We start from the raw sequence: 18,705 nt of genomic DNA on the forward strand, positions 1-18,705 counted from the left end.
AACCCACCTCATCCCACGTCACACCACACTCGATCCGCCCCCAGAGAAAGCGGATTCCCGCCGTAGCCGTAGCGGTGGCACGGCTGCTGGCACCGGGCGCACCGGCCGACCTGGTCGGACGGGCAGGTCAGCGCGATGCTCGGGCGGGCGGCGGGCGTGGTCATAGTGGTCGTCCTCTCGTTCAACCTTGAAGAACCGATTCCCCGCCCCGGTATTCCCGCTGCCAGCGGCGTGCGGTTACGGAACGGCGGGGAGCTCGTCGACAGCCAGGTCGTCGCGCACGCGCACTGCACGGGGCCGGTGGCGGAAACGCCCGAACTCCGAGGCGGCCGGCTGGTCCGCCTCGATCTCCACCACCACCTCCGGCCATACGGGCAGGTAGGAGACCGGCGGCGCACCGGGCAGCCCGCCGACGGTGCCCGGCAGCTCGCTGCGTCCCTCGCCCTGCGGGCGCAGCAGGCCGGCGAGCTGGTGGCGCAGCGCGGCCGACAGCGGCAGGCTCACACCCACGGCCCGCAGCCCGCCCCGGGTTCAGGGCAGCCCGAGCACGAGGGCCTGGGTGGCGGGGGTGGTGCCGGTGACGCCGAGGACCGCGACGTCCAGGGTGTGGCGCTGGCGCCACTTGAGCCAGCCCGAGGCCGTACGGCCGGCCGCGTAGGGCTTGTCCGGCTTGGACACCACCCCTTCGACGCCTCCGAGTGCGCCGACCCAGCTCATCGCCTCCTTGATGTCGCGCGTGGCCGGCACCGGGCGGATCTGCGGCGGCCCGCCCTCCAAGAGGTCGAGCAAGGTGGCGCGGCGCTCCCCGTACGAGCTGGGGCGGCAGTCCGTACGGTCCCCGACGGCCAGGACGTCAAACGCGGCCAGGTGCACGGTGAAGTCGGCACCCTGCTTCGGGCCGCGTCCGGCCCGGGTCTGCAGCCGCCCGAAGGAGATCCCACCCGCCTCCGTCACCGCCAAGAGCTCACCGTCCAGGACGCAGTCCGGCAGCTGGCGCGCCACCTCCGCCACGTCGCTGAAGGCCCGGGTCAGCTCCTTGCCGTGACGGCTCCAGATACGGCCGGAGCCGGTGTGCACGCTGCAGCGCCACCCGTCGAGCTTGGCCTCCATCGTCCACCCCGGTCCGGTGCGGATCTTGTCGACGGGGCGCGCCAATGCGAGGCCGGTGGGAAGGGAGAACGGTGGTGGCACGCATCAGCCCTACCCCGCCGCGCCCCGACGGCCCGCCCCCATCGGTGAGTCCACTCCCCCGCGTCAGACGCAGGTCCCGTCCGGCTCCCGCCGGATGTCCACATAGGCCCGCATCCGGACACCGGCCTGGCCGGGTACCCGCCACGGCCGCGACGGGCCGCTGGACCACCACAGCGCGCACAACGCCTGGACGGCCGCAGCCGCGGTCTCCTCATCACCGGCCACCACGTCCACCGCGGCCAGCCCCGGCCCGGCGATCTGCACCTCACTGATCGGCTTCACGCATCACAAGACCGTCCGGGCGGCCCAGTGGTTCGCCCACGCCCCGGAGATCACCCGTACGGGCGGCGAACAGCCCGATGCCAGCAGCCTGGCCGCGGTGAAGCAAGGGGCCACTGACCGGATCGACGGCTCCGCCGAGCGCGCCCGGACACCGCCACCGCCATCGGGCTTCTGCGGCGAGCGTGCAGGACGCAGCTGACCACCACACCCTGTCGCGGCCGGCGCCGCGGATCGCCTGGGCAGGAGGGCCGCGCGGCCACCGGGCGAAGGTTCGTGTCCTGCGGTGCTACGCGCCGGACTCGGCCTGGCGCAAGCAGGGCTCCAGCACGCGCGCGAGCGTCTGCAGCGCGTTGTCGATTTCCAGATGGTCGACGATGCCGGTGGCGCCCGACAGCGCCGGATCGTCGCACGACCAGCGGGTCCCTTGTGCGCCGCAGGACACGCGTACCGTCACCGGTTCGCCGCCCGGGCGGTTCAGCGTCAGTTCCGCGGTCTCGATGTACGGCACTTCGCCGACCGCGTCCGCGCGTTCCTGGGCCTGGGCGGCCAGCAGGTCTGCTTCGCTTTGCCGCTGGGCCCACAGTTCGTGGGAATGCTGGCGCACCGCATTGGCCTGGTAGGCCAGGTCCGCTATCCGCGGGCCTGGATTGTCGGTGTCTTGCGGAAAGCGCGGGTCGGGCTCGGCCAGCACGCCGAGGTGTTCCAGCGCGCGGCCGGTGGCGAGCACCGCCTGCTGCAGCGGGTCCAGCTCCGTGACGAGCCTCATCGGTACCTGGCCGTTCACCTGGTCTGCCAGGTAGCGCAGTGTCCTGCCGTCGGGGCCGGATGGTGAATCGTTCATGTGCCCGACGCTACCTGCCGTCTTCCGGCACCCGGCAGCAGCCGCAGCCGCGACGGTCCCGCAGCGGCTTCGGGACCGTCGCGGCAAGCGCCGTACGGCCTATCGTTCCGCGCGGCACACCTCTGTGAGCGATGCACTGGAGAAGGACGAGCGCGTCCTGTTGCCGGTGCCCGAGTAACACGCCCCGAGGCTCGGTCCCCGGCGGCCTTTCGGCTGCCGGTAGCAGACCCTCGTGTCATGGGGGCCGCCCTGACGTAGGTCAGGTGGCCGCGGTCGCCTTCGGGCATCGGGCCAGCAGACGTCCGTACGCGAGGCTCATGGACTGCGGCACCACACGGTCGGCCGCGCGCTGGACGCGGTGGAAATACGGCAGCAGTCGCGTGAAGGCGGGGCGTCCGGCCCAGAAGGCGGCCGCGTCAGTGGCGTGCTCGGCGAGGTCGACGGCGTACTCGAACGCCACGATTTTGTCGGCGACTGCGGCCGCCATCAGCCACGGCACCGTTGTGAGCGTGCGCAGGTGCGCGCTGCCGGTCGCCTCGGTCGGTTCCGCGAGGACGGCGTGCTCGGCGTAGAGGTCGCGGATGAAATCCAGCGTCAGGGTTCCGGCGGCCGTGGTGACACGGGCTTCCATGCCGTCTTCGGGGGCGAGGTCGGGGGCGTCGTGCAGCAACGTCGCGGCGATGACGTGCGCGGGGGCGTCCGGGCAGTGGGCTCCGAGGGTGCGGGTGACTTTGAGAGCGTGTGCGATGGCGGGTGCGCCGTCGATCCGGTGTCCGTCGCACCATGCGACGGCGAGGCGGAACGCGTTCTCCACCTCGGGGTGGTTTTCGCGGGACTGGGTGATGAAGTCGGTCACGGCTTGCTCCTGGGATGGCTAATGTGCGGACTGTGACTGATGCCGCGCCGCGTCTGGCGCCCGGCCGTGAGCACCTGGTGTGCGGGGTCTGCCCGTCCCTGTGTCTGCCGCTGGGCGGCTTCGACGTGGTGCCGAAGCCGTCGAAGGAGTCGGCGTACGAGCGTGCCCACGGCTACCGGGTGCTGCGGGACGGCGGGACGCCGGTGTGCGTGCATCCGGACCGGGTCGGGCTGCCGGCCGGCGCCTACGCGTCGGCCGGGGCCCCGCTGCCGGGGGCGGGCGGGCCCGCCGACCCGCCTCCGCTTCCGGAGGGGGCTGACGGGCTCGACCAGTGGCTGCTGGCCTACCTCGGCGGCGTCGAACCGCTGGTGTTCGAGGCGGCGCTGCAGCGCGTCCATGACGTGGCGGCCGCCCGGTTCCCGGCGGACCTGGTGGTCACCGCGCTGCGGCGGGTGCTGGGGTCAGGCCGGCTGTCCTAGGCTGCGGCGGCGGCCACGGCCTCCTGCTCCGGCGTGAAGCCGATGTGGTGCCGGCGCCCCAGGTCCGCGATGCCGATGGACGACAGGAGCATGTCGAGGATGCGGTGCCGGCGAGCTGCCTCGGTCTTGGGGATCCAGTACCGCTCGGGCGGCTCGGCGTCCCAGGCCGCGACGTAGACCTGGTGCGTGTAGTCGCCCGGTTCCCACCCGAAGGTCTCCTGGTCGGTCATGTGCACCAGGGCGAGGCCGGTCTCGGTCTCGAACTTGCGGGCCAGGTTGTGCTGGGCGAGCAGGGCGTGGACCATCTCGTCGACCGGGGCCGGCACCACGAGTTCGGCGGCCCGCTCGTCCTGCCCGGTGATCTCGTGCACCGCGGTCTTCATGGCCATCACGCGCTGGGCCTCCAGCCACAGCGGCCGCGCGTCCGTGGCCAGGTCGAAGCGGGCGATGGTGGTGTAGCCGGTGTAGGTCCCCCAGCAGTCCGGGTACGCGAGGGTGCTGGCCTCCAGCCGCGCGAACTCCGGCCACGACTGCAACGTCAGGAGGATCTCGCGGGCGCGGGCTCCGACCTGTGTGGGGTCGGGCAGGGTGTTCATCTGGTCATCCATCGTGGCTGTCCTTCCGGGTGGTGAGGTGGCTGCGCCGCGCGCCGGGGGCGGTCGCCGGCCCGGCGCACGGCCGTCTACGGGCTGTCGGGCATGGTGTCGGCGGCCGCGGCGACCGGCTCCTGGCCGTGCTGCTGGTCGAGGTCACGCGTGACGATGTCGGCGAGCAGTCCGAGCGCGGTGGCATGAGCGGTGGCCCACAGCACCCCGGCGCAGACCGCGCCCAGTTCGCGCGGCCGCCACCGGGACGGTGCGGCGTGCGCGCTCACCGCCGTACCGCCAGCGGCTTCGTGCTCCTGGGCGGGGGCGGCCGCCGGGGGTGCGCCGCGGTTTCGTGCAGCGCGACACGCGCCAGGATGTCGTCCAGGTCGGCGCCGGGCTGCTCGGCTTCGGCGCGCAGCCTGCGGCAGCCGGGACAGTGCCGCTTCATCTCACGCCTCGCCCTGGGTGTCGGCGGGGCGGACGCGGTCGACGGGACGCGACCAGACCGGGCCCTGCCGGCCCGGAGGGCGCAGCCAGATGTGGGTGGCCTGCCCCGCGGGGCGGGGCGCGCCGGTGGCGTCGCCCAGAGCTTCGACGACGGCGGGGGTGCCGCTGACGGTGTCGGTGACCCGGGCTCCCTTGTGCAGCGATGACATGGTGCTCGGGTCGGCAGGGGGCGGCATGGCAGGTCCTTCCGGCGAGGGGGCCTGTGTGATGCGCGCCACAGGCGCCGTACGTACAGAAAACCGGCGCCCGCGGTTCTCCGTCATGCCCAGCGGGCCGAATCCCGCGTGCATGCGCCCTGCCCAATTGACCGTTCCTTTACCGGGTTCGGGTGGTGCTGCGGTCCTACCGTGGGTTCATGGAACGCAGGCGCAATGAGGCGCTGGTCCGGTGGATGGATGCTCACGGCATGACGGTCCGGGAGCTGGCCGACGAGGTGAACACGGCCATCGGCCGCCTGAGCGGACGCCAGGGCCAGGTCAGCGAGCGCACCATCCACAACTGGCGCAGCGGCACGGCCCGCTGGCCCCAGTCCCTGCAGAGCGTCGCGTTGCATATCGTCACCGGCCGGGACATGACCGAGCTGGGTTTCGTCGTGCCCGCCCGGCGGGCCGCCGCCGGCGCGCAGAAGGGAGAAACCGTGCACCGTCGCCGCTTCGTCACCGCTACCGCAGGATCAGCTCTCGGTGTCGCCGGCAGTACGGCAGGCGCCGTTGCCGATGAGCGGCGACGGCGGGTGGGCATGAGCGATGTCGAGCGCCTGACCGCGAAACTGGCCGACGTCGTGGCCAGTGACAACCGGCACGGCGGCACGGTGGGCATCGAGGCCCGCGCCGGCGCGCTGGCCCGGCAGGCACTCGACCTGCTCCAGCGCGGCACCGCCTCCGCCCGGGTCCGCGGCCACCTGTATTCCCTGGCGGCCGCGTTCACCTCCTCAGCCATGTGGGCCGCGATCGACGGGCGCCGTCTGGAGGCGGCGCAGCAGCACATGCACCAGGCCGTCACGCTGGCGGGCCTGAGCGCCGATGCGCCCGTGCAGTTCCGCGTCTGGGGCCACGCCGGTGCGCTGTACCGGCAGCTGGGCCGCTACACCGATGCGCTGGCCGCCGACGACGCCGCGCGCGCCACCAGCATCGTGCGCCGCGATCCGCTGTACGCCTCGCTCGCCCACGCCCGCACCGCCGTCCACCTCGCCGACCTCCACGACCCGCAGGCCGTACTGCGCAGCCTCGGCCACGCCCAGGACGCACTGGGCCGCGCAGCCTTGACCGCTTCCGACCGCCCGCGGCCCCCCTGGATGGACTTCTACGACCAGGCCGAGCTCGAACTGCTGGCGCTCATCGCCCACCACAGCCTCGGCCGATGGGCCGACACCGAAGCCCACGCCCACCGCCACCTCGCCCAGCTCCGCCCCGACCTGCTGCGCAACCGCGCCTTGGCCCTGGTGCACCTGGCCCGTGCCCAGCTCGAACAAGATGCCCTCACTCCGGCTCTGGCCACCGCGCGAGCCATCCCCCGCGACGCGTGGCACGGGCGTACCGAACGCCTCCTGACCGCCTTCACCGCCCGTCTGCAGGCCCTTGCTCCCGACACCCCCGAGGCCCGCGCCTGGGCCGACCACCTCCGAGAGAAGGCATAGCCACATGACCACGGTCCAGTTGCGCCACCACCACGATGTCGACGCGGTCCGGCCGGCCCTCCTGACGGTCTACGCCGACGTCTACGCCGACCAGGACGACGCGTTCCACTCCACCGACCGGTTCGATGAGCGCCTGAGCAGCCACGCCGCCCGCCCCGGCTGGGAGACCGTCATCGCCTACGCCGGCGGCGAGCCTGCCGGCTTCGCCTACGCCGTGCCCCTGGGCCCCGACACCGCCTGGTGGAAGCACATGATCACCCCGCTGCCCGAGGGGTACGCCGCCGAGGACGGCCACCGCACCCTTGCTTTCAACGAACTGATGATCCGCAAGCCCTGGCGCGGCCAGGGCCTGTCCCAGCGCCTGCACGACGAACTGCTCGCCCACCGCGACGAACAACGCGTCACCCTCCTCGTCGACCCCGACCACCCCAAGGTCATGGACCTGTACCGCACCTGGGGATACGAAGAAGTCGGCCGCCAGCAGCCCTTCCCCGACTCCCCCGTCTTCGCCGCCATGGCCCGTCCCCTGCACCTGAGCTGACCGACGAAAGACGACTCAGTGCGCGCCCCTCAAGGCCGGCCGTGCTACCCACGCCGGTGCGCTGAAGGAGAGCAGCTCCGAGTCCCCGAAGCCCATCGTCTACCGCGCAGCGCTCGCCAGCATCGACGTATTCGATCTCATAGACGCCCTTTCTCGACGTCGGACCCCGAGTGCCGCCGGCCCGGTTTATCCAGCCAGTGTCTGCCAGCGGCTGGCCAGCAGGCCGTACAGGAGGGTGTCGGTCCATTCTCCGGTGTTGATGTTCAAGGTGTACTCGGGGCGCCGGCCTTCGAGGCCGAAGCCGACGCGTTCCAGCAGGCGGCCCGAGGGGGTGTTGCGGGCGTCGCATTCGGCGGACACCCGGTGCAGTCCCCGGCGGAAGAGGTGGCCGAGCGCGGCGCGTACGGCTTCGGTGGCGTATCCCTGGCCGTGCAGGGCCGGGGCGAGCGTGAAGCCGAGGTCGGCCTGCAGGCAGTTGTCGTGAAGGTTCACGCCGAGGTCGCCCGCCAGGCTCCGGTCGGCCTTGAGTTCGATGGCGTACTGGAACCAGCCGGGCTGCTCGGGGTCCTGTCCGCTGTAGACGCGAGCCTGGTGGATGGCGGCTTCGGGTGTGAGGGGCGAGGGCCATGCCTGGTAGTGGGCTATGTGCGGGACGTTGCGGTAAGCCGCCATGGGAGCCGCGTCCTGGACCCGGAAGCGGCGCAGGACCAGGCGCGGGGTCTCGATCTCGGTCATCGGCGTAGTCTCACACGGCGTGGCTGAGCCCCACCGTGCTGTTGGAAGGGTTCTGGGTTTCGATCGCGGTCCGTCCCAGGCCGGCGGGTGCACCGAAGACTGCGCAGGTCTTGGGCTGAAGTGCCGCCTGACTGATCGGGCGCGGCAGGGCGCGCGGCACGCTGATAGGAATTCTCTTCCTCCGTCTATCGCGTAGGAAGAGATGTCGGCGCAACGGCAGGGCTTGCCTACAGGGCCTGACCTGCATCAATTCGGCGTGGCGTCGAAGGCGGCTTCCCACCCTCGGTCCGTGCTTGGGTCCCACGATGAATCCCACGATGAAAGCAACCGTGGAGCCGCCCATGAAACCGCCCCTCGGTCCAACTGGTCAGCGGGCGGCGGCGCGCTCGTCCAGTTCGGCGCGCAGGGCGGCGAAGGCGCGCTGCGCTGCCTGCTGATCGCGCAGCGCTTCCATCCATCCCTCGTGCGCGTCCGAGGCAGGCCGAGAAGACGGGCACGCACCACGAGCGCGTCGTCGGTACATGTCGAGCGGAGAGCCGCTGCGCGGGGCTGCGAGCGACTGCCAGAAGTGGCCTTCCGGTTCCCGCAGTCGCCACGCCTGCCGGGGCGCCTGCGCGGCAGGCTGGGTGCGGCGGGCGGCGAGAGCCCGGCGCAGGCCGGGGCGGAGGTTGGTCTCATAGTGCTGCCAAGCCGGGGTGTGGGTGCCGTTCAGGGAGCGGAGGAAGGCGGTGTAGCGCTCGGCGGTCTCGTCCGCGGGAGGGGTGGGGGCGGGCTGGGGTGCCGGGGTGTGGGTGGGGGGAAGGTATCCGGTGTGCTGGCGGCGTGCCAGTTCGTGGTGGACGTAGGCGATGGGATTGCGGAGGTGTCCGGGGACACCCCAGGTCCAAAGTTCGGCGGCCAGGCTCTGGGCGGTCCAGCCGGCGTCGAGCAGGGGGCGCAGGGCGTAGGCGAGTTTGCGTGAGCAGGTGCGGTGGAGCCACCAGATCTCGTTCTGGAGCTGCTCGGTGACGGTGATGTTGCGGGCGCAGCGCTGTGGCGTGGTGCGGTGGCGGCTGGAGGTGGGGGTTTTGCGCGTCGCGCGCGTGCGCGAGGTGTAGTTCTTCCCCCGTCTACCTGCACATGTCGGTGGTCTGTGGAGACCACCACAGAAGGGGTGCAACGCGACCGGTGTTCGGCAGGTGTGGCCGCGGCCGTGCGACGGGCGTCGGCGATGGCGCGGCGCCGGCCGCGGGAGGTGACGCCGATGACGCGGGCGTGGTAGCCGTGGCCGGAGAGGCGCCGGCCTCGGACCGCGTCGTACACGGGCGGGGCGACGGCGGCGAAGACGGTGGCGGTGGCGCGGTAGCCGTCGCCCGCCTTCCAGGCGTCTTTCGTACGGAGCACGTTGGCTTTGCTGCCGTGTTCGACGTAGGCGATCAGGCCGAGCTCGCGCAGGTGCTTGGCGGCGTACATCACGGTGCGGCGGGAGACGCCGAGGGCCCGGGCGCTGGCGTCGGCGGCGAAGACGAAGTGTCCGTCGCGGCTGGTGCGCATGCGGGCGGCGAAGAGTTCGGCGAGGCGCAGGGTGGTGACGCCGGCCTTCGGGTGGTAGCCGTTGTTGATCATGTGGTGGGCGGCGGTGCGGAAGTCCTCGGCGCGGCGCAGCCGGCGGGATGCGGTGGTGTGGCATTCCTGGTGGTCCGGGGCGAGGACGAGAGTGAATTCTGGTCGTGCCGGGCCGGTTTCCGCGCTGTGGTGGTCGCCGGTGGGGCGCTCGGGCATGATGAGAAGTGCGCTTTCCTAGCGGGGAGTGCAGACGCTGAAAGGCGTGGGTGGCCGCGGAGGTGATGTCTCCGTGGCCACTGCCGTTTCAGTGCGGGGTACGGGCTCTGTCCGAGTACGGCGGGGCCGGAGTGACGGTGGCCGGCCCGTCGCTGCGGGGGATCAGAAGAAGGTCGTCGATGCGTCCGCGGCCGCCGGTCTGTTGCTGCCAGCCCTCGTAGAGGTGGTGGATGACGGAGCGGGCGATCATCCGGTACTCCTCCGCGCTCTGCTCCTGTCCGGCGAGCGTTGCGAGGGGGCGGGTGTGGCAGTACAGGGCGAGCATTTCGGCGATCAGCGGGGTGTGCGGCAGGTCCGCCGTGGCCAGGTCCTCGCACGCCGGCCGGTGGAGCTGGGCGGGAGTGGAAGCGGGGGCCGGCTGGGGGGAGGTGAACCAGAGCATGGGGGTCCTTGTCGGTCAGGCCGCGGTGGCGGCGGGCGTGGTGGCGGTGAGCCAGATGTCGGTCGGGGTGGCGGAGCCGAGTACGGGGGTGACGATGGGGGCGAAGGGGCCCTGGTCGCGCAATTGGTCGAGGGTGGTGGCGCCGGCCTTGATGCCGGTGGTGGCCAGGTGGGGGTCGGCGGCGGCGAGGCTGCGCAGGTCGTGGATGCGGCGCTGGAGCCGCGCGGGTGTGGCGCCGGTCAGGACGAGCAGGATGCGGGGGTAGAGGGGGTAGCGGCTGCGCCAGGTCGGCTGGGGCCTGGAGTGGTGGCGTGCTGCGCGGTTGGCCGGCTGCGGGGTGTAGGCGTGGTAGGCGGCGTAGGCGTGGAGTTTGTGGGCGAGGCGTCCCACGGTCATCTGGGTGCGGTCGACCTCGAGGAAGAAGGTGAGCAGGGTGCGCCGGTCGGCTTGGGTGTGGACGTAGTGCAGGACGGCGTCGGGGATGAGGGACAGCTCTTCGCCGGGGCGGTCGTCGCAGCGGTAGTAGTGGGCGATCTCCGGAGACCAGTCCAGGGGGCCGCATTCGTGGCCGAGGCGGGCGGCGTGGGTGACGAAGGCGAGGCCGGTTTCGACGGTGGCCAGGGTGTGCTCCTGCAGGGGGCCGGCGGCGGCCTGTGGGCTCATGCGGTAGGGGCGTTTGGCCAGCAGCCCGGTGGCTTCCACGGCTTCGGCGCCGGCTGCGGTCAGCCACCACAGCAGTTCGCTCTGTCCGTGGCGGCGGCGGTTGACGCACTCGACCAGGCCGTCGGTGCGCAGGCTCTGGAGCTGGCGGCGGAGGTATTCGGAGCGGGTGTGCTGGGGGGTGATCAGGCGGTGGAGCTGTCCGGTGGAGACCAGACGGTGCTGGTAGAGGGCGTTGAGGGCGTGCTGGCCGGTGACGCTCGCTCCGGCGGGGACGGGGTGGGGGTAGGGCATGGCGCCTCCTAGCCGAGGTGGGTGTGCTGCTCGTCGCCGGGGCCGCCGGGGCTCGGAGTGCTGGGGGCGGGCGGGGTGGGGCGGGCGGTGAACAGCGCGAGGATGTCGTCGTCGAGGGTTTCGAGGGCGTCGAGGATCTCGCCGACCGGGCGTCGGCGGGTGTTGGTGTCGATGGCCCGGTGCAGGGCGGGCAGGCCGTCGGGGTTGTAGTGGTGGGCGAAGATTTCGTCGACGGGCAGGCCGCGGACGCGGAAGGGCTTGGTGGGGCGGCCGTCGAGGGCGATCGACATCACGTAGTGGTATTTGGGCAGTTCGGTGATGGTTTCGGCGGTGACGTGCCCGTTCCAGCGGCGGGCGACGAAGGCGGCTTCGTCGTAGTCGGCGGCGCAGGTCGACAGCAGCGACTGGTTTTGCAGCAGCGCCTGCCGGGTGGTCGCGGACAGGCGCAGCGCCATCTGCGTCATGCCGATGAAGCGGACCTCGTACTTGCGCAGCTGCTCGGCGATGGCCGCGAGGAAGCCTTTGCTGGAGGAGTCCAGGGCGGTGAGTTCATCGCCCCAGGCCCAGAACGTCTTGCGGTCGGCGCGGAGGGTGTCCTGGCGGGAGAGGCCGGCGCGGTGCAGGTCGTGGATGAGCAGGCAGGAGACCAGTGCGTCCGATTCGGAGCCGGAGGGGCAGACGAAGACGATGCGGCCGGTGTCCATGGCGGTGCGGACGTCGTAGCCGGAGCGCGGTGAGCCGAAGAAGGCCCGCAGGGACATGGAGGTGTCGATGCGGTCGATGGCGTAGGTGACGGTGGGTACCGCGTTCTCCGCCAGCTTCGGGAACGTGGTGGTCCAGTACTTGCGGACGGTGGGCGGCAGCTGCGGCAGCAGGGCCTCGCGCCAGTTCTCGTCGGTCAGCCAGGTGCGGATCTGGAAGATGGTGGGCTGCAGATCGGGCCGGCCGGCGGCGGCCGCCTGGAGCGCGAGGAGGGCCAGGGCCTGGACGGTGCGCGCCAGGATGGTGCGGGCGCGCGGCGCCTTGTCGCCCCAGTCCTGCGCGGCGGCGATGCCCTCGGTGACCGCGCGGACGACGTCCTGGACGTGGGTGGCGTCGCGCCCTTCCATCGACAACGGGTTCCACGACACCACGCGCTGGCCGGGGGTGGGAGTGGCCAGGTTGATCTCCCAGATGCGGTCCTGCAGATGCGGGTGGGCGAGGTAGGGCTGGGCGCGCGTCCAGGCTTCGCCGTGGGGGTCGAGGAACCACACGCCGTGGCCCGTGTGGGCCAGGGCGATGGCCTGGACAAGGCCGGCTTCGGTCTTGCCGTGACCGGCCTTGCCCAGCTGCAGGCCGAACAGGAGGTCCTTGGCGCGGGCGGCGCCGATGCGTTCGCGGCCGTCGGGGTAGGTGACGGCGCCGAGCGGGACAAGGTAGGACTGCCCGGTATAGACGGGCAAGGTGGCCGGGGCCGGCGGGACGATGCCGCCGCAGCGCACGAGGTTGCTGCCCGAGCAGCGGACGGTGGGGGGCTTGAGGAACCCGGCGAGTTCGGGGACGGTCAGCCACTGCCGGCGACGGGGCGCGAACTCGCCGGTGGCCATGCGGCGGTCGAAGCGGGCGATGGCCCGGCGGCTCTTGGGGCGGTGGGGCCGCAAGTAGTTCTCGCCGCTGGTGGAGGCCAGGGCCGCGAGCAGCTGGTTCATGCGAGCGTGGGCGGCCTGGGGGTGGCGGGCGCCGGTCCGCAGCAGGAGCTGGACGGCGAAGACCGCGCCGCCGGGGGTGAACTTGCCGACGCTGTCGCGGACGTCGCTCTGCCGCGGCACCCGCTTGGTGACGCGTACGGAGCGGTTGCCCTTCCAGTCGGAGGCCACGGCGTCCATGAGGCCGCTGCCGAGGCCGGCGGCGCCGCCCTCGGTGAGGCTCTCGCCGTAAGCGGAGGGGCCGCGGCGGCGGGCGGCGGCGAGCAGGCTGCGGCGGCGGCGGGCGAGGCGGCGTTCGCTGACCGGGACCAGGTCCAGGCACAGCTCCGTCTGTTCGCCGTCCTCACTGCGCACGCCGGCCAGAGCGGCGGCCAGATGCTGCAGCGGGTCGGGGGCCAGGTCCAAGGAGGCCAGGGGCTTGGCATCGGGGAGCGCCAGGACCAGCTCGGCGCGCTCGAAGTACTGCGGCGCCGCCGGGGCGGGTGCGGGCGCGGTCTGGCGGGGCTTGGTCAGGTCGGTGGAGGTCATCGCCGGGCCTCCTTGGCCACCGCGAAGTGCACCGGGTGGATGTCGGGACGGGCCTGCGGGGTGCGGACCTCGACCTCGGCGTAGGCGGGCATGCGCAGCACCGCGGCCGCATCCGCCGGGCCTTCGAGGTAGCAGCGCATCTGGCCGTCGGTGACGGTGTAGCGCAGGCGGGCGGCGGAACCGCGGGCCGGGGCACCGGCCGCGTGATGGATCCGGGCGAACTGGTGGGCTGCCCGGCCGACCTCTTCCATGCCGGGGTTGAACGTGGACGTCGGCACCAGCTCGACACACGTCCGGTGAGCCAGGGCTGCCCCGGCCTGCCGTCGGCGGCGCAGGCCCATGATCCCCGCGGCGACGGCTGCGGCCAGGACGAGGACGGCTAGGTAGGGGGCACTCGTGGCGATGACGTGGGCGGCATCGAGGACGGCTGCCGCGCCGGGCAGCTCGGCGCTCATGCCCGGCTCCGGCCGGGGCGGGTGTACTGCATGGGTCCTCCAGCGGTTGCGGTCCTTTCACCTGGACCAAGTGCGGCTGGAAGGCCGGTTCGGACACCATCCCGTCTATTTTTCTTACTCTTTACCTTTGGGGTGCCTAACCCGCTGCCAGGGCGTCTGCAGTGAGCGGCCGTACGCTCGCTCGTCACGGCTTCCGTGGGTATCCGACGGACGACGTGGCCGACTGGTTCTGCGGCCGATCGGCTGCGGCAATCGGCCGGTCAGCGGCCATGCCCAGGTCCACGCGCGGGCTGTCGGACGCACTGAGCGATTTCGATCAGGAGAAGGGCATCGCCGTCCCGACAGGCTTGCCCAGGAGCGGCACCAGGGTTGCGCCGGAGCACCTCGCGTTCCTCGTCGGTCAGGCGCCGGACCATCGTGCGCGCGGACGAGTGGGGCAGACCGAGATAGTCCACGTGAGCCGTTGGGCGTACCGTTCCAGCCAGCTGTCCAGTGCCTCTCCCGGGGCCGGCGCGACCCCGATGGGGATGCGCTCGTTGGTCCAGCCCGTCATGCCGACTTCCTCCGGCGTCGTGGATCCTGGTGGGGCCGTGTGGTCTTGAGGCCGGCTTTGATCTCGGCTTCCAGTTCCCTTGCGGGCCTCCTCGGCCGCGGCGTGGTTCTTCACCTGGTTCATCAGCTCCTCCTCCAGGCGCTCATGCCCGCTGCGGATCGCGCGCAGGCAGCCGCGGTTGATGAGCGACATCAGCGACGCGAAGTGCCCGGCAAAGCGGGCGAAGAGGTAGTCCGCGGTGATGGTGACTGCGGCGCCGAGCTGGTGGAGCTCCTGGGCGAGGGCGGGCGAGTTCCCAGGGAGGGCTGGCGTCGCTCGGCCGTGCGGTGATGCTGCACAGCGATGGGCTCCGGGCCTGGTCATCTTCCTTCCGCGTGGTGGTGAGTCCGCCGTTGTGGTGATCTGCCTGGGCCGGTAAGCCCATTTTCTTCACCCGTAGGTGGCAGGGCGCGTTGGTGGTGGCCGTACTTGGGCACTCAGGGGCCGTCATCACCAGTGCCCGCCAGCGGCGTCCACGTGCGCCGGGCGGTGGCCGGTCTTCTCTGCTGAGGAGCACACACCATGCGCATTCGTGCGATATCTCCGATATCGGGTGCTGTCCAGGTACCGGCACTCAATTCCCCGCGCCGCCGCCGCGCCGTGCACCGTTCGGTGGCGGTGGTCCTGGCCCTGGGGGCGATGACGCTGTCGTCCGGGACCGCGTCGGCTTTCGGGCCCGATGCGCACTACCGGGCCGTGAACGATTCCTTGGGCAAGGAGATCGACGGGCAGACCCGCCGTCTGCTGCGGAAGGCAGTAATGGCCTCTGATCACCGTCCGTACTGGTCGGACGGGTATGCCCACTGCGACGACTTCGACCACTTCGGCTACCGGCACGACTACCGGGTACGGGACTTCGAGTTGAAAACCCCGGACAACGTGCGGGAAGACACCTCGGAAGAAGTCCGGCGCTGGGGCAAGTACTATTCCCGCTTTCCCGCGAGTGGACGGCTGAACGCGCGTACGGCCTCGGACCGGAACCTGTTCGGCTGCCTGCAGTACGCCTTCGACCGCGTGAATCTGGCTGTCTACCTTGCCCGGGACCTGCTCGATGGTGAGGGCAAGCCCAGGAAAGAGATCTACCAGGATGTCGCCTGCCAGGAGAGCGGCACGAGCCGAGCCGGCCGTGTGGAACTGCGCGGGGGACGGTCCCCGCGCAGTCGGCCGCGGCCGGACGGCCGACCGCAGAATTCGGCTGCCGGGAACCCGAACTTTATAGACACGCTCAAGAAGAACCCGAAGTGCAACGTCATCGAGCAGTTCGGCCGGAGCCTGCACGCGATCCAGGACTTCTACGCCCACAGTAACTGGGCGGACAGCGAGATCACCACCAACCTCCAGGACGCCAAGTACAAAGAGAACATCGGCACACCGCTCAACCCGAAGGGAATGAAGCACACCACGCCATTCCCACTGTTCGACTTCGCCCGCCTCGGCGTGCGACCAGTGGACTACGCCGAGCTGGAGGAGAGGGCCACGCCCCGCGCCCGGGCGGCCAAGCGGATCGCACCCTGGCGGTACTTCCCTCCCAAGCTGGAACACAAAGAGAAGAGTGCCCTGTTCAACCCGGGCCAGAGCGAGCCCTTCCACGTTGCCCGCTTCGAGCAGTTCTCCCGGCAATACCTGCGCGCGCACCGCAACACCCTTCCCCTGGACGAGAAGCGGTACCGCGACCTGCAAAGCGGCTGCTACACCGAGCAGACCCTCATCGGCAACCGCATCTGCTACGAGGACAAGCAACTCGGCCACTACCCGCACACCAGCAACGCCAGGTGGTTCTGGAAGAACAACAAATGGCACCTGCACGACTGGGCGCTGAGCGGGGGCTTCGGAGGGCTGGCCAAGGACACGCTGACCTGGACCACGGACCGGGCCGCCGCCAAGTTCAAGACCGGCGAACTCCCCGCCAAGCGCGACGACGCCGAGGAAGAAGGCAGCAACTTCGCCAACAGCCTGAACGTCGCGACCGCCGACACGACCCGGCAGTGGACCTACCTGAAGGCCCTGCTCACCACCACCTACGGCGCTGCCCGCGCCACCACCATGGTCGGCATCCTGCACACCGACCAGAAGCCGCTCTCCTGACCCGCACCCAGGGCTGAGACGCGCTACTCGACACACAAGGAGAAAGAAAATGCCACAGAACAACCGCCCGTTCCCCCGCTGGGGGCGGCCCCTGCCCCGACGCGCCCTGCTGGCCATCGTGCTGGTGAGCGCCATAGCCCCGTCCGCCATCGCGGTCACCACCCCGGCCGGGGCCGAGTCCCCGCGCCCATCCGGCAGGGCCACCCCCAGCTTTGGCGCCGCCCAGGAGAAGGAGGCGATCGTCTCGATGGGGGACAGCTACATCTCCGGCGAAGCCGGCCGGTGGTGGAGCAACATCGCCATGACCGAGAGCGACAAGAGCGACCTGTACGGCACGGACCGGGCCTGCATGCAGGCCGACGGCGAAGGCAACTGCTGGAACAAGGCCCCGCAGAAGATCTACCGAGACGGCACCTACAAAAACCCGGATGATGGGAAAAACCCTAACGCCGGGTGCCATCGCTCGGACGTCGCCGAGGTACACAGCGCTGACCTCACCACACTTGACGCCTACAACCTGGCCTGCTCCGGCGCCGAGTCCAAACATATCTGGCAGAAGAAGGACGGCGGGGAACGGTACAAAGGATTCCCCGCACAGGCCGACCAGCTGCAAACACTGTTGGACGAAAAGAAGAACGTGAAGTGGATTCAGCTGTCCATCGGCGGCAACGACCTCGAATTCAGCAACATCATCAAGGCGTGTGTCATCGAATACCTGAAAGGTTTCACCGGCGGATACTGCGAGGAGAAGCAGGCCCCTAAGCTCAAGGCCAAGCTGGACGACCCCAATTTGGATGGCTTCACGGCCAAGGTAAGAAAAACGATCCGGCAGATCCGCGCGGTTATGGGCAACAGACCCTATCGGCTCGCCATCCAATCATATCCCGCACCGATCCCCCTCGCCGAAGACTTCGACAAAGAGAAATACCCCGAAAACATCTGGGGAGCTCGGTCTGCCCGGCACAGGATCGGCGGGTGTTCGTTCTGGAACAAGGATGCCGACTGGGCTCACGGAAAGGCAGTCACCCAGATCTCGACCAAGCTCCGGGAGCTGGCCCGCCAGGAGAATGCTGATTTCCTCGACCTAGCGAAAGCTTTCGACGGTCACGAGGTGTGCCACAGTAAAACCCGTAAGGCAAACAAGGGCGACAAACTGCCGCACAAGATGGTTCCCAGCAAGGAAGCGGAATGGATGCGCTTTCTCACCAGAGGGGTCAAGGGTGTACAGCAGGGCCAGGAGGAGGAGTCTCTCCACCCGAACGCGTGGGGCCAAAAAGCCCTGGGTAGATGCCTGAACCTGCTCTACGGCAAGGCGCAGGGCACCCCCTCGCGGGTGGAATACCAATGCCTCAACACCGAAGGCAAGGGTGTCGAAGGAATGCGCCTCGAAGAACTCAAGGGATAGGAGCAGAGAATGTCTTTCACATCGGTCGATGCGGTGATGCAGAGCCCCCGAGTGAGGAATGAGTACTGGGTGTTCTCAGGGGACCAGTACATCCGGATCAGAGTGGCCGACGGCGATCACCAGGACGAACGGGTGGTCGGGCCGCGGAATCTGACCGAATGGAACAGCCTGAAAGATCTTCAGGGATTTTCCACCAAAGTCGATGCCGTCATGCCCGTCCCCGACAGCCTGGGCCAGTACTGGGTCTTCTCCGGCAACCAGTACATCCGCATGGAGGTGGGCGACGACCCGGACTACATCGACCGGCGGTTGGCCGGCCCCAGCAGCCTGGACGCTTGGGCTAACACCTTCAAAGACCGCGCCCCCTTCTCACAGAAGGTCGACACCGTCACCTGGGCCCCGGACGAAGACAACTGGTACTGGGCCTTCTCCGGCACCGCATTCCTCACCATGACGGTGGGACACTCACCGAACTGGGAAGACAAGTTGGAGTACGAGCCCGCCGCCCTGGAGAAATGGAACTCGCTGAAGGCCGCAGCGGCACCGTTCCTCACGAAGATCAATGCGGTCATGCAGACCCCCGACTCCTACAACAACTACTGGTTCTTCTCCGGAGACCAATACATCCGCATCAACATCGCCGATCGCGACCACACCGACAGGCTCGACAACGGCCCGAGCCCGCTCACGGACTGGGAGAGCTTCCAGTTCTGACCCTGCGGGCCGCCACGGCCACGCCTACCGCAGCGAGGCGCGAGCAAGCGCCGTTCCCCTACGATAGCGAAGGTGCACGCTGGATTGCAGCCCCATCGCACGATGACCCGATGACACCCCCGGCTGCTGGCAGTCTCTCGTCGTCACGCCTCCTGGCATGGTTCGTGTGCCTCATCCAAGAGGGTGATCAGGTGCTGCGCCTCCCTGATGAGGGGGTGGTCGCGGGGCGTCAACCTGACCGGCCGCTGACGGTGGCTGAATACGGCGGACCCGGCGGCGTCTACCACCAGGCGCAGATGCCCGGTGAGCGACGTGCGGGGATGCCGAGGTCGAGAGCGGCCGAGCGGCGCGTGGGCTATCCCGGCACCAGCACCGCGCTGCGCAGGGCGGCCAGGCTGTTGTGGCGGACGCTGATGCGCCGCATGGCCA

Annotated in this window: 23 protein-coding genes; 7 read left to right on the top strand and 16 right to left on the bottom strand. The window is 70.2% G+C overall.

Going from position 1 to position 18,705, the window contains the following annotated elements:
• Nucleotides 1–237 precede the first annotated feature (237 nt).
• The 5 genes from AB0A97_RS34305 to AB0A97_RS34325 form a co-directional block, all read right to left on the bottom strand.
• Complete coding sequence (locus AB0A97_RS34305) at nt 238–510, bottom strand: hypothetical protein (RefSeq protein WP_361157545.1); 273 nt, start codon at nt 508–510, stop codon at nt 238–240.
• A gap of 21 nt (nt 511–531) precedes the next feature.
• Nucleotides 532–1,191, bottom strand: coding sequence for an ATP-dependent DNA ligase (locus tag AB0A97_RS34310; protein ID WP_361157547.1), 660 nt, complete (start codon nt 1,189–1,191; stop codon nt 532–534).
• Nucleotides 1,192–1,254: 63 nt separating this feature from the next.
• Nucleotides 1,255–1,473 carry a DUF6207 family protein gene (locus AB0A97_RS34315; RefSeq protein ID WP_361157550.1) on the bottom strand — a complete coding sequence of 73 codons (219 nt, stop codon included), beginning with the start codon at nt 1,471–1,473 and terminating at the stop codon, nt 1,255–1,257.
• Nucleotides 1,474–1,759: 286 nt separating this feature from the next.
• The gene (locus AB0A97_RS34320) at nt 1,760–2,314 is read right to left on the bottom strand and encodes a hypothetical protein (protein WP_361157552.1); all 555 of its coding nucleotides are present in this window, start codon (nt 2,312–2,314) and stop codon (nt 1,760–1,762) included.
• 259 nt (nt 2,315–2,573) lie between these two features.
• A complete protein-coding gene (locus tag AB0A97_RS34325) occupies nt 2,574–3,170 on the bottom strand; it encodes a hypothetical protein (RefSeq protein WP_361157555.1) in 597 nt (198 codons plus the stop codon).
• 32 nt (nt 3,171–3,202) lie between these two features.
• On the opposite strand from AB0A97_RS34325, the gene AB0A97_RS34330 reads away from it, so the two are divergent.
• On the top strand, nt 3,203–3,649 hold the full coding sequence (locus AB0A97_RS34330; protein ID WP_361157558.1) for a hypothetical protein: 447 nt from the start codon (nt 3,203–3,205) through the stop codon (nt 3,647–3,649).
• Here the strand turns inward: AB0A97_RS34330 and AB0A97_RS34335 are convergent.
• The 4 genes from AB0A97_RS34335 to AB0A97_RS34350 form a co-directional block, all read right to left on the bottom strand.
• Nucleotides 3,646–4,257 carry a hypothetical protein gene (locus AB0A97_RS34335; RefSeq protein WP_361157560.1) on the bottom strand — a complete coding sequence of 204 codons (612 nt, stop codon included), beginning with the start codon at nt 4,255–4,257 and terminating at the stop codon, nt 3,646–3,648. The genes AB0A97_RS34330 and AB0A97_RS34335 overlap by 4 nt on opposite strands.
• Nucleotides 4,258–4,331: 74 nt before the next feature.
• The gene (locus AB0A97_RS34340) at nt 4,332–4,523 is read right to left on the bottom strand and encodes a hypothetical protein (protein WP_361157563.1); all 192 of its coding nucleotides are present in this window, start codon (nt 4,521–4,523) and stop codon (nt 4,332–4,334) included.
• Nucleotides 4,520–4,684 carry a hypothetical protein gene (locus AB0A97_RS34345; RefSeq protein WP_361157566.1) on the bottom strand — a complete coding sequence of 55 codons (165 nt, stop codon included), beginning with the start codon at nt 4,682–4,684 and terminating at the stop codon, nt 4,520–4,522. The genes AB0A97_RS34340 and AB0A97_RS34345 overlap by 4 nt, the downstream gene beginning before the upstream one ends.
• A gap of 1 nt (nt 4,685) precedes the next feature.
• On the bottom strand, nt 4,686–4,919 hold the full coding sequence (locus AB0A97_RS34350) for a hypothetical protein (protein ID WP_361157569.1): 234 nt from the start codon (nt 4,917–4,919) through the stop codon (nt 4,686–4,688).
• Between the two features lie 179 nt (nt 4,920–5,098).
• Here AB0A97_RS34350 and AB0A97_RS34355 point away from each other — a divergent pair, with 179 nt between their 5' ends.
• Together AB0A97_RS34355 and AB0A97_RS34360 are read left to right on the top strand one after the other, a co-directional pair.
• On the top strand, nt 5,099–6,379 hold the full coding sequence (locus AB0A97_RS34355; RefSeq protein WP_361157571.1) for a Tat pathway signal protein: 1,281 nt from the start codon (nt 5,099–5,101) through the stop codon (nt 6,377–6,379).
• 4 nt (nt 6,380–6,383) lie between these two features.
• Complete coding sequence (locus AB0A97_RS34360) at nt 6,384–6,920, top strand: GNAT family N-acetyltransferase (RefSeq protein WP_361157574.1); 537 nt, start codon at nt 6,384–6,386, stop codon at nt 6,918–6,920.
• Nucleotides 6,921–7,106: 186 nt separating this feature from the next.
• On the opposite strand, the gene AB0A97_RS34365 is transcribed toward AB0A97_RS34360, so the two are convergent.
• Together AB0A97_RS34365 and AB0A97_RS34370 are read right to left on the bottom strand one after the other, a co-directional pair.
• Nucleotides 7,107–7,655 (bottom strand): GNAT family protein, encoded by a 549-nt coding sequence (locus AB0A97_RS34365; protein WP_361157578.1) that lies wholly within the window; start codon nt 7,653–7,655, stop codon nt 7,107–7,109.
• A gap of 367 nt (nt 7,656–8,022) precedes the next feature.
• Nucleotides 8,023–8,814, bottom strand: a complete 792-nt coding sequence (locus AB0A97_RS34370) for a hypothetical protein (RefSeq protein WP_361157580.1) — start codon at nt 8,812–8,814, stop codon at nt 8,023–8,025.
• 239 nt (nt 8,815–9,053) lie between these two features.
• Between AB0A97_RS34370 and AB0A97_RS34375 the strand changes: the two genes are divergently transcribed.
• Nucleotides 9,054–9,482, top strand: a complete 429-nt coding sequence (locus AB0A97_RS34375; protein ID WP_361157583.1) for a hypothetical protein — start codon at nt 9,054–9,056, stop codon at nt 9,480–9,482.
• Nucleotides 9,483–9,504: 22 nt separating this feature from the next.
• Here the strand turns inward: AB0A97_RS34375 and AB0A97_RS34380 are convergent, their stop codons facing one another.
• The 5 genes from AB0A97_RS34380 to AB0A97_RS34400 all read right to left on the bottom strand — a co-directional run bounded on the left by AB0A97_RS34380 (nt 9,505) and on the right by AB0A97_RS34400 (nt 14,396).
• Complete coding sequence (locus AB0A97_RS34380; protein ID WP_361157585.1) at nt 9,505–9,858, bottom strand: hypothetical protein; 354 nt, start codon at nt 9,856–9,858, stop codon at nt 9,505–9,507.
• Between the two features lie 15 nt (nt 9,859–9,873).
• On the bottom strand, nt 9,874–10,812 hold the full coding sequence (locus AB0A97_RS34385) for a replication-relaxation family protein (RefSeq protein ID WP_361157588.1): 939 nt from the start codon (nt 10,810–10,812) through the stop codon (nt 9,874–9,876).
• Between the two features lie 8 nt (nt 10,813–10,820).
• Nucleotides 10,821–13,025, bottom strand: coding sequence for an ATP/GTP-binding protein (locus tag AB0A97_RS34390; protein WP_361157591.1), 2,205 nt, complete (start codon nt 13,023–13,025; stop codon nt 10,821–10,823).
• On the bottom strand, nt 13,022–13,480 hold the full coding sequence (locus AB0A97_RS34395) for a hypothetical protein (RefSeq protein WP_361157593.1): 459 nt from the start codon (nt 13,478–13,480) through the stop codon (nt 13,022–13,024). Before AB0A97_RS34395 ends, AB0A97_RS34390 begins: the two co-directional genes overlap by 4 nt.
• A gap of 400 nt (nt 13,481–13,880) precedes the next feature.
• A complete protein-coding gene (locus AB0A97_RS34400) occupies nt 13,881–14,396 on the bottom strand; it encodes a hypothetical protein (RefSeq protein ID WP_361157596.1) in 516 nt (171 codons plus the stop codon).
• Between the two features lie 198 nt (nt 14,397–14,594).
• Between AB0A97_RS34400 and AB0A97_RS34405 the strand changes: the two genes are divergently transcribed.
• The 3 genes from AB0A97_RS34405 to AB0A97_RS34415 are packed head-to-tail and all read left to right on the top strand — an operon-like array spanning nt 14,595 to nt 18,276.
• Entirely contained in the window at nt 14,595–16,157 is a 1,563-nt protein-coding gene (locus AB0A97_RS34405) for a hypothetical protein (protein ID WP_361157598.1), read from the top strand.
• A gap of 49 nt (nt 16,158–16,206) precedes the next feature.
• Nucleotides 16,207–17,562 carry a hypothetical protein gene (locus AB0A97_RS34410; RefSeq protein ID WP_361157601.1) on the top strand — a complete coding sequence of 452 codons (1,356 nt, stop codon included), beginning with the start codon at nt 16,207–16,209 and terminating at the stop codon, nt 17,560–17,562.
• Nucleotides 17,563–17,571: 9 nt separating this feature from the next.
• On the top strand, nt 17,572–18,276 hold the full coding sequence (locus tag AB0A97_RS34415) for a hypothetical protein (RefSeq protein ID WP_361157603.1): 705 nt from the start codon (nt 17,572–17,574) through the stop codon (nt 18,274–18,276).
• Nucleotides 18,277–18,705: the final 429 nt, after the last annotated feature.

It is taken from the genome of Streptomyces sp. NPDC045470 (assembly GCF_040646595.1).
Taxonomy (GTDB): Bacteria; Actinomycetota; Actinomycetes; order Streptomycetales; family Streptomycetaceae; genus Streptomyces.